Origin of the sequence: Pseudomonas lopnurensis, from assembly GCF_015070855.1 — a bacterium.
GTDB classification, from domain to species: Bacteria; Pseudomonadota; Gammaproteobacteria; order Pseudomonadales; family Pseudomonadaceae; genus Stutzerimonas; species Stutzerimonas lopnurensis.
Genome location: NZ_JADDIX010000057.1, coordinates 1 through 8,216, shown reverse-complemented (window position 1 = coordinate 8,216; position 8,216 = coordinate 1). Strand labels below are relative to the sequence as shown.

Genomic DNA, 8,216 nt, shown 5'->3' with positions numbered 1-8,216 from the left:
CCCCGCCGCCCCGGGGGTTCAGCGGGCCTGGCCCACGATGGACTTGAGGATCGAGGCGCCGAGGGTGTACTTCGGGTCGACCATGTTGCCCAGGCGTACGCGGCCGGCCTGGGTCAGTAGCAGGTAGGCATCCATCTCGTCGAAGCCGAACTCGGCGGCCAGCCAGCGGACCAGTTCGCGGTAGGCGATGCGCGCGGCGTCCTCCATCGGGCGCGAGGAGCCGATGGTCATGTAGAACTGTTCGTTCTCCAAGCGCGGCCACTTGAAGGTCCAGTTCTTGATCAGGTCGACCTGGACGGTGGTGACGGTGGGATGCTCGATGGCGACCCCGCAGAGTTCGCCGTCACCTTGCGCCGCGTGGCAGTCGCCCAGATACAGGTAGGCGCCCTTGGTGTGCACCGGCAGATAGAGCACCGAGTCGGGGCCCACGTCCGGCAGATCCATGTTGCCGCCGTAGTAGTCGGGCACCAGGGAGCTGATGGCCTCGATCTCCGGCGAGACGCCGATGGTGCCGATGAAGGGCTGGTAGGGCAGGGTGATCCTGTCGCTCCACTTGACGCCGCTCACCGGGTCCACCTCGACTTTCTTCACCCGCTCGGGCAGCGGCGTGTTGAGCAGGGCGGTATCGCCCGTGCCGACCAGACCGCCGAACTCGTTGATCAGTGCCGTGGTGCCGCAGGGCTGGGGACCGCGCGGCTTCATGTGGCGGATATAGACGGCCAGGCAGTCGCCCTTTTCCGCGCCTTCCACATAGATCGGGCCATTCTGCGGGTTCAGGTAGGGCATGTTCAGCAGTTCGCTGGGCTTGTCGCTTTCCGACTGCAGCTTGCCTTCGAAGGCATCGTGGGTCTCGGCGGTGACCAGATCCCCCGGATTGATGTGCAGTACCGGCTCGGCATAGGGGCCGAGGGTGTAATGGTACTTGCCCTGCACAGCCTCGGTGAGGCTGTGGGTGGTGCCGGCCTTTCCCTGGGCCAGGCCGCGGCGGGCCATGATGGAAGTCTCGAACCAGCTCATGGATGTACTCCTTTTTCGATGCGTTGCGGATGGTCAAACGGAGAGGTAGCGGCGAACCGTGTCGCGGTCCTCCAGCATTTCGGGGGTGAGTTCGGCGATGATCCGACCCTTGTCCATGACGTAGCAGCGGTGTGCCATGGCGCGGATCATGTCGATGTTCTGCTCGACGAAAATCAGCGACAGACCGGTCTCCTGGTTCAGCCGCACCATGGTGCGGGCGATGTCCTGGACGATAGAGGGCTGGATGCCCTCGGACGGCTCGTCGAGCAGCACCAGCTTCGGCCCGCCGATCAGCACCCGGGCGATGGCCAACTGTTGCTGTTGCCCGCCGGAGAGGGTGCCGGCCCGCTGGTCGCGTCGCTCGTCGAGAATCGGGAAGAAGCGGAACATGCGCTCGTAGATGCCCTCGGCGGGCTTGCCGAGGGACTCGCCGGTACGCAGGTTCTCCATGACAGTCATGCGTGGGAAGACATCCCGGCCCTGCGGGACATAGCCCACACCGCGGCGGGCCCGCTGATAGGCCGGCAGGTGCCCAATACGCTCGCCGTCCAGCAGGAGTTCGCCCCCGCCGTCGGGCAATAGGCCGATCAGGCGCTTCATCAGCGTGGACTTGCCCACCCCGTTGCGGCCGATGACCGCGACGATTTCGCCTCGCCCGACCTGAATGTCGATGCCCTGGAGCACTGGCTTGCTGCCATAGCCGGCTTCGAGCCTGACGGTTTCAAGAATGTGTTCAGTCATAGCCTTGTCCCAAATAGATGGCGGCCACGCGATCATCGTTAACGATCTCGTCGATGGTTCCCTGCGCGAACACCTGCCCGAAGTGCAGGACGGTCACCTGGTGGGCGATCTGCCGGACGAAGGCCATGTCGTGCTCCACGGCCAGCACCGACACCCCGCGGGCATTGAGCGCCTGGATCATCTCGCCGGTGGCGAAGGTCTCGTCCGGCGTCATGCCGGCGGTAGGCTCGTCGAGCAGCAGCAGCTTCGGCTCGAGGCTCACTGCCATGCCGATCTCCAGCCACTGCTTCTGCCCGTGGCTCAGCACGCCGGCCAGTTCGCCGGCCTGCGCCTGCAGGTTGAGGAAGGCCAGCAGGCGGTCGATCTCCGCCTCCAGAGCCTCGCCGAAGAGGCGCCTCTGCAGCGCGATCTCCAGGTTGTGGCGCACGCTGAGGGCCTTGAATACGCCGGGCACCTGAAACTTGACGCTGATGCCGCGGCGAATCCGGGCGAAGGACTGCTCCCGAGTGATGTCCTGATTCTCGAAGAGAATCTGTCCGCTGCTCGGCGTGTGCTCGCCGAGAACCAGGCGGAAGAAAGTGCTCTTGCCGGCGCCGTTCGGCCCGATCAGGCAATGGATCTGGCCTGGCTCGAGCCTGAAATTCACGCCGTTGGTGACATGCAGGCCGCCGAACCACTTGTTCAGATCGCGCGTTTCCAGAATGGCCATCAGACGGCTCCCTTAAACTTGCGGAACAGACGGGCGAGGCCATTCGCGAGGCCCATGATGATGCCCTGCGGGGCTACCAGCACGGTGATCACCAGCAGGACGCCCATGACCACCAAGGCGTACTGGCTGCCGTACACGGTCAGCGCCTGGAAGCCGGCGAGGACCAGCAGGGTGCCGATCAGCGCGGTGGTGAGGTCGCCGCGGCCACCCACCGCGACCCAGATGATCGGCAGCGCTGCGGCGGTCATGCCCATGCTGGACGGCGTGATGTACTGGCCCCAAGCGGTGTAGAGCACGCCGCTCAGCCCAGCCAGCATGCTAGCGATGACGAAGGCGATGAGCTGGTAGCGGCGAATGTCGTAGCCGAGCATCTCGGCACGCTGCGAGCTTTCGCGCAGGGCCACCAGCACGTTGCCGAAGCGGGAGTTGAGCAGCACTCGCAGGCCCAGGTACACCAGCACCAGCAGGGCAAGCGTGAAGTAGTACAGCTGCAGGTCCGGATACAGCACCAGCTCGGTGCCGAACCACGGGATGGTCAGCGGGGGCATGCCGCCCATGCCATTGAAGCCGTTGAGCCGGGCGGTTCCGATGGCCCACTGGGGCCCGGCGGTCTGCGTCATGAAGCGCTCGCAGACGAGGGTGAAGGACAGGGTCACGATGCCGAGGAAGACACCGTTGATCCGGCCGTAGAACAAAAAGTAGCCCAGCGCCGCAGAGACCAGCCCGGCCGTCAGCACGGCCAGCACCAAGGCTAGCAGCGTCAGCCCGTAGGCCGCACCCAGGTTGATGGTGATGACGCCATAGGCATACCCGGCGATGCCGAAAAAGGCGACCTGGCCGAAGCTCAGGATCCCGCCGTAGCCCCAGATCAGGCACAGGCCGAGGGCCATGAACACCCAATTGAAGAAGTAGACATTGTTGCCCACGTCGTAACCGTCGGCGAACAGCGGGTAAGTGCAGGCAGCGATGAGCACCAGTGTAAAGGCGGACCAGAAGCCCTTGCCCTTGCCGAGGGTCTGCGGTCCCTCCAGGCGCTTGTGCAGTAGGGTCTTGAAGAAGGGGGTATACACGATCAGTTCCTCTCGCGCAGCAGCCAGCCGGAAAGCCCGCGCGGCATGACGCGGATGACTACGATGGCCGCCAGCAGCAGGCCTATCTGGCCCATCAGTTGTCCTTGCCAGGAAGTAAGCGCGGCCTTGATGACGCCCAGGACAGCTGCCGCTGGCGCGGTGCCCAGGAAGATGTCCGCGCCGCCGACCACGACGGTGACGAAAGCCTCCACGAGAAAGGCGCTGCCCATGGTCGGCACCAGGGTCATAGTGGGCGCGTAGAGACCGCCCGCCAGGCCGGCCAGTGCGGCGCCCAGGCCGAAGGTCAGGCTGTAGACGAGGCTGGTGTTAATACCCATGGCCCTGGCCATTTCGGGCATCTGGATGGTGGCGCGCGCCAGGATGCCGAAGCGGGTGCGCGTGAACAGTACGTACAGGCCGAGCAGCGTGGCCAGCGCCATGCCGATCAGCACCAGGCGGTACTGGGAAAACGAGTAGTCGCCCATCTCGAAGCTGCCAAGCGGCGTTCCGGTGCCCGGCAAGGTGGAGCCGAGCACGATCAGCGTGCCCTGGGTGGCGATCATGCTGATGCCCCAGGTGGCGACGATGGTATCCAGCGGACGGTGATAGAGGTGGCGGATGATCAGTCGCTCGAGGATCATCCCGACCAGGCCGGCCACCAGCGCGCCGATGAGGATCGCCAGCGGCAGCGGCAGCCCCATCCGTGTGGCGCTGGCGCAGACATAGGCTCCGCACAGGATGAATTCGCCGTGGGCCATGTTGATCACGCCCATCATGCCGAACACCACGGCCAGGCCGCAGGCCGCGAGCACCAGAAAGGCGAAGGCGTCGCCCGCCTGGTAGAGGAAGGCAAAAAGGTCACTTAGGAAGGCCATCGAAGGGCTCCTGCAGGCAAAGGCTAGTGGGGATGGGGCAGGGCTGGTCAGGCCCGCCCCGATGCGCGTCAGCTGCCTGGCGGCGGGTTGGAGGGGGTGTACTGGGTGGCCGGGTTGGACTGGGTCAGGTCACAGCCGCTGTCGCCCAGCCAGTAGGGCTGCACGTTTTCCCAGACGGTGGGGAAGCTGATCGAGTGGTCCTGTTCCACCTTCGCCAGGTAGATGGTGTGCGACATGTGCTGGCTCTTCGGATCCAGGCATACCTTGCCTTCCGGGGCGTCCATGCAGACATCGCCCGCGGCGATGATCTTGCGCAGGTCCTCCCGCTCGGTGGAGCCGTCCGCGCGCTCGACCATCTGCTTGTACAGATGCACCGCCAAGTAGGAGTTCTCGGCCTCTTGGTTGATGTAGGGCTCGTTGGGGAAACGGGCGCGGAATTTCTCCACGAAGGCCTTGCTGGACGGGCTGTCCACTTCCTCGATGTAGTTGGTGGTGACATACATGTTGGCCAGGCTCGGCGGCGTGAAGCGCTTGTGCTCGTAGCCCTGGCCCACGTTCACCGAGGAGGCCATCGGCAGGCTCAGGTTGGCGGACATGGCCTGCTCGTAATAGGAAGACTGCGCGGTGCCCACCAGCAGCGTGACGACGAAGTCGGGCTTGGCGCGCTGAATGTTCTGGATGGTCTGCGAGAACTGCGAGACGCCCAGCGGAATGAATTCTTCGCCGGCCATTTCACCGCCGTTCTCCTCGACGATCCGCCTTACCCACTCGGCGGAAATCTGCCCGAAGTTGTAATCGGCGGCAATGGTATAAACCCGCTTGCCGTACTGCTCCATCATCCAGGGCAACAGCGTGGAGAACTGTTGTTCGGGCACCGCTCCGGTAACGATCATGTTCGCGTCGCAAACGCCGCCTTCATACTGGTTGTTGTAGAAGGCAAAGCCGTCGAACTGACGAACAATCGGCCGGTAGGCTTCGCGCGAGGCACTGGAAAAGCCGGCGAATACCGCATCTACCTTGTCGCGCTGGAGTACGCGGCGCATGAATTCCTGATAACGGGTATTGTCCGACTGGGTATCGTAGATGACCAGTTCCAATGGGCGCCCGGCAATGCCACCCGCCTCGTTGATCTCTTCGGCGGCCAACTGGATGGCATGTACCTTGCCAACGGTGGCGACGGCGAAATCACCCGATTGATCCTCCAGAACCCCCAGCTTTATCGGCTCGGCGGAGAAGGCTGCCTGAAATGGAGCGCATGCGATACCGAGCACCAGGGTGGCGCTTATGGCTTTCTGATACATGAAATTTTTCCTTTCCCGTTACCGGTCATGAAGTTTTGCGAATCAATTGCTCTGGCAGAAATAGTCTTGGGTCTTCGATTAGTTGTTGTGAGAAGTCCTCGATATTCATGCGGTTCTGCATGCTGGTCCGACGCAGCCATTGATAGGCCTCCTCGTCATCGACTGCTTGAATGCGCATGACTTCGAGAATGGCCTTGATCAGCGCCCTGCGCTGGGGGCGCTTCCTTTCATGTTGTTCGCTTCTCTGCAGCAGGAATTGGATCTTGCCGTATTCGTTAATGCCGAGGTAAAGCGCAGAGAAAACGCTAGACCCATGAACCGGCTTGCGTATGAAACTGGTCGCGCCGGCCTGCATTAGCAGTTTCAGGCGACTGGGTGCCTCCATGCCGACAAGACCGATCAGCGGGGCGGGCGGCAATGTTCGAGCGCAATACTCCTCGTCCAGCGGAAAGGGCAGGTCGCCGTCGAGGAACAGTACATCCCGCTTCGGATCCAGCGCCTCAGCAGGCAGACGGACCCTGTCGTTCTCCAGGGGAAGCTGGCAAACCTGCAAGCCCAGCTTGCCGAGCGTGGTCCCGAGAGTCGCGATGGTCCGCTCGTCGCTGCTGATCAACAATGCCCGGCGCCGGCTGAAATTCTGTACCAGTCGATAAGTCATGAAACGATCCTCAGGCGCGGAAAGGTAAGACCCATCTCCGTGTCGTCCTGCGTATTCAACATGTAAGGGTCGGGACGTACCGGCTGCGGGGCTTCCTCTGTGATCCGGAAGCTGAAATCCTTCATGGAACTGGCCAGCCTGGGCGTCAGCCAGGCATGTAAATTCTCCCCATCGATCCAGACCCTGCCCTGCGGGGCCAACAGAGGCTTGGCCTGGATGGCTTCCCGGAGGGCCATGGAGTCGGATCCGCCTGTCGCCTGCAGGCCGTAGGCGAGCAGCCAGGTGGCGATGTAGGACGCCTCGGTTTCCACCGAGACCGCCGGCCCATTGGGAAAGCGCTTGCGGTACGCCTGGACGAAACGCTGGTTTTGCGACGTGTCCAGCGAGGCGAAGTAGACGCTGGAGCTGATATGGCCATCGCAGGCCTCGGTGCCGATGCACTCGAGATCCGCCTCGGACAGGTTGCAACTGGCGATCGGGAAGCGGGATGGCTGATCGATTCCCCGGGCCAGGCATGCCTTGCGGAACTGCCGGAAGAACTCGTAGCTGGATTCGCCGATCAGGGTGTTGAATATGAAATCCGGCTGGCTCTGGAAGATGGACTCGATAATGTCCTGCATATCCGTCTCGCCAACCGGCAAGTAGCGCTCGGTAAGAACCTTTGCTCGATGCGCCTGCAAACCTTCGCGCAGTGTTCGATTGCTTTCCCATGCCCATATGTAATTGGAGCCTATACAGAAGGCCCGGGTGCCATGGTTCTTGACGAGATAGCCGATCAGCGGAGAGGTGTGATGATTTGGCGAGGCGCCTGTATATATCACATGTTCGGAAATCTCGAAGCCTTCATAGTGGGTCGGATAAAAGAGCAGGGCGTTGTGCTTTTCCAGAGTAGGAAGAACTTCCTTTCGGCTGATAGAGGTATAACAGCCAACGATGTGGCGAATCCCCCGAGAGATCAACTGCTGCATGCATTTCACATACTGCAGGGGGTCTCCGCCCGGATCCAGGTGAAGGGGCGAAAGTTCCACGGAAAGCGAAGGATCGGCACGTATTTCCTCACAGGCCAGCATGCACCCGTTCAGAATGGTTTCGCCCACGTTTCCATAGGAGCCCGTCGTGGATATCAATACGCCTATGTCATGGATCTGCTTGGACATTTTTAGCGCCCCAAAAAAAAGCCCGTATCGCCTTGCGGCGCTACGGGCTTCTGTGCCAGATATGTAAGTTATCTCAACGACACCTAGCGGGCTTCGTTGCCCTGGTCGCTTCAATGTTTTGGAACTCTAACACCATCTCATCTTGTGTCAATAGTAGAAATCAATATCTGGCACTTCTTGCGCGCATGCACCAAAGTTGTGCTTGAGTTTGAAATGCGCACTTGTATGGAACTTAGAATAGGGCCTCCATGGGATTTGCCAAGATTGCAGTACTAGAGGTCGTTAAAACCCAGCATAGTTGATGTCTTTGATTGCCGAATTAATATGTGGTGCATCGCCCTGATCGAAACCATGCCAGCAAGGATGTCCGGGCTGTCGCTCGGGTAGCGCTAAACACCGACTTGGCACTGGTGCCGCTGCCACCTAACCCAGGCCGAGGGGCGGCTGGCAGCCAACGGCCCGCTGGCCCAGGGCCGCGACGTGACGCTGATCAGTGGCGGCGATCTCACCAACCAGGCACCTTGCGCGCTAGCGGCGAGCTCACGTGCAGGCGATGAACATTGCCAACAGCGGTCTGATCGAAGCGAACGAACGCCTGCAACTGCTGGCTGAGGACAGTTCTCAATGCCCAGGGCGGGATTATTAACCTGGCAAATAAATAGGGCATACTGGATAATCTGTCCCCATG

At 61.7% G+C, this 8,216-nt stretch carries 8 protein-coding genes and 1 pseudogene; 1 reads left to right on the top strand and 8 read right to left on the bottom strand.

Annotated features, from left to right (window positions below):
* Nucleotides 1-18: 18 nt before the first annotated feature.
* From IN820_RS11120 to IN820_RS11085, 8 genes are all read right to left on the bottom strand, one after another.
* On the bottom strand, nt 19-1,017 hold the full coding sequence (locus IN820_RS11120) for an acetamidase/formamidase family protein (RefSeq protein WP_193681046.1): 999 nt from the start codon (nt 1,015-1,017) through the stop codon (nt 19-21).
* 33 nt (nt 1,018-1,050) lie between these two features.
* A complete protein-coding gene (locus tag IN820_RS11115; protein WP_193681045.1) occupies nt 1,051-1,758 on the bottom strand; it encodes an ABC transporter ATP-binding protein in 708 nt (235 codons plus the stop codon).
* Nucleotides 1,751-2,467 carry an ABC transporter ATP-binding protein gene (locus IN820_RS11110; RefSeq protein WP_193681044.1) on the bottom strand — a complete coding sequence of 239 codons (717 nt, stop codon included), beginning with the start codon at nt 2,465-2,467 and terminating at the stop codon, nt 1,751-1,753. The genes IN820_RS11115 and IN820_RS11110 overlap by 8 nt, the downstream gene beginning before the upstream one ends.
* A complete protein-coding gene (locus IN820_RS11105; RefSeq protein ID WP_193681043.1) occupies nt 2,467-3,537 on the bottom strand; it encodes an ABC transporter permease subunit in 1,071 nt (356 codons plus the stop codon). Before IN820_RS11105 ends, IN820_RS11110 begins: the two co-directional genes overlap by 1 nt.
* 2 nt (nt 3,538-3,539) lie before the next feature.
* Nucleotides 3,540-4,412: an ABC transporter permease subunit gene (locus tag IN820_RS11100; RefSeq protein ID WP_193681042.1), complete on the bottom strand. Its 873-nt coding sequence runs from the start codon at nt 4,410-4,412 to the stop codon at nt 3,540-3,542.
* A 68-nt stretch (nt 4,413-4,480) separates the two neighbouring features.
* Nucleotides 4,481-5,713 (bottom strand): urea ABC transporter substrate-binding protein, encoded by a 1,233-nt coding sequence (locus IN820_RS11095; protein WP_193681041.1) that lies wholly within the window; start codon nt 5,711-5,713, stop codon nt 4,481-4,483.
* A gap of 25 nt (nt 5,714-5,738) precedes the next feature.
* Entirely contained in the window at nt 5,739-6,371 is a 633-nt protein-coding gene (locus tag IN820_RS11090) for an ANTAR domain-containing response regulator (RefSeq protein ID WP_193681040.1), read from the bottom strand.
* The gene (locus IN820_RS11085) at nt 6,368-7,528 is read right to left on the bottom strand and encodes a transporter substrate-binding domain-containing protein (protein WP_193681039.1); all 1,161 of its coding nucleotides are present in this window, start codon (nt 7,526-7,528) and stop codon (nt 6,368-6,370) included. Before IN820_RS11085 ends, IN820_RS11090 begins: the two co-directional genes overlap by 4 nt.
* Nucleotides 7,529-7,948: 420 nt before the next feature.
* On the opposite strand from IN820_RS11085, the pseudogene IN820_RS22960 reads away from it, so the two are divergent.
* Nucleotides 7,949-8,172: pseudogene (locus tag IN820_RS22960) on the top strand (hypothetical protein); the annotation flags it as partial.
* Between the last annotated feature and the right edge of the window lie 44 nt (nt 8,173-8,216).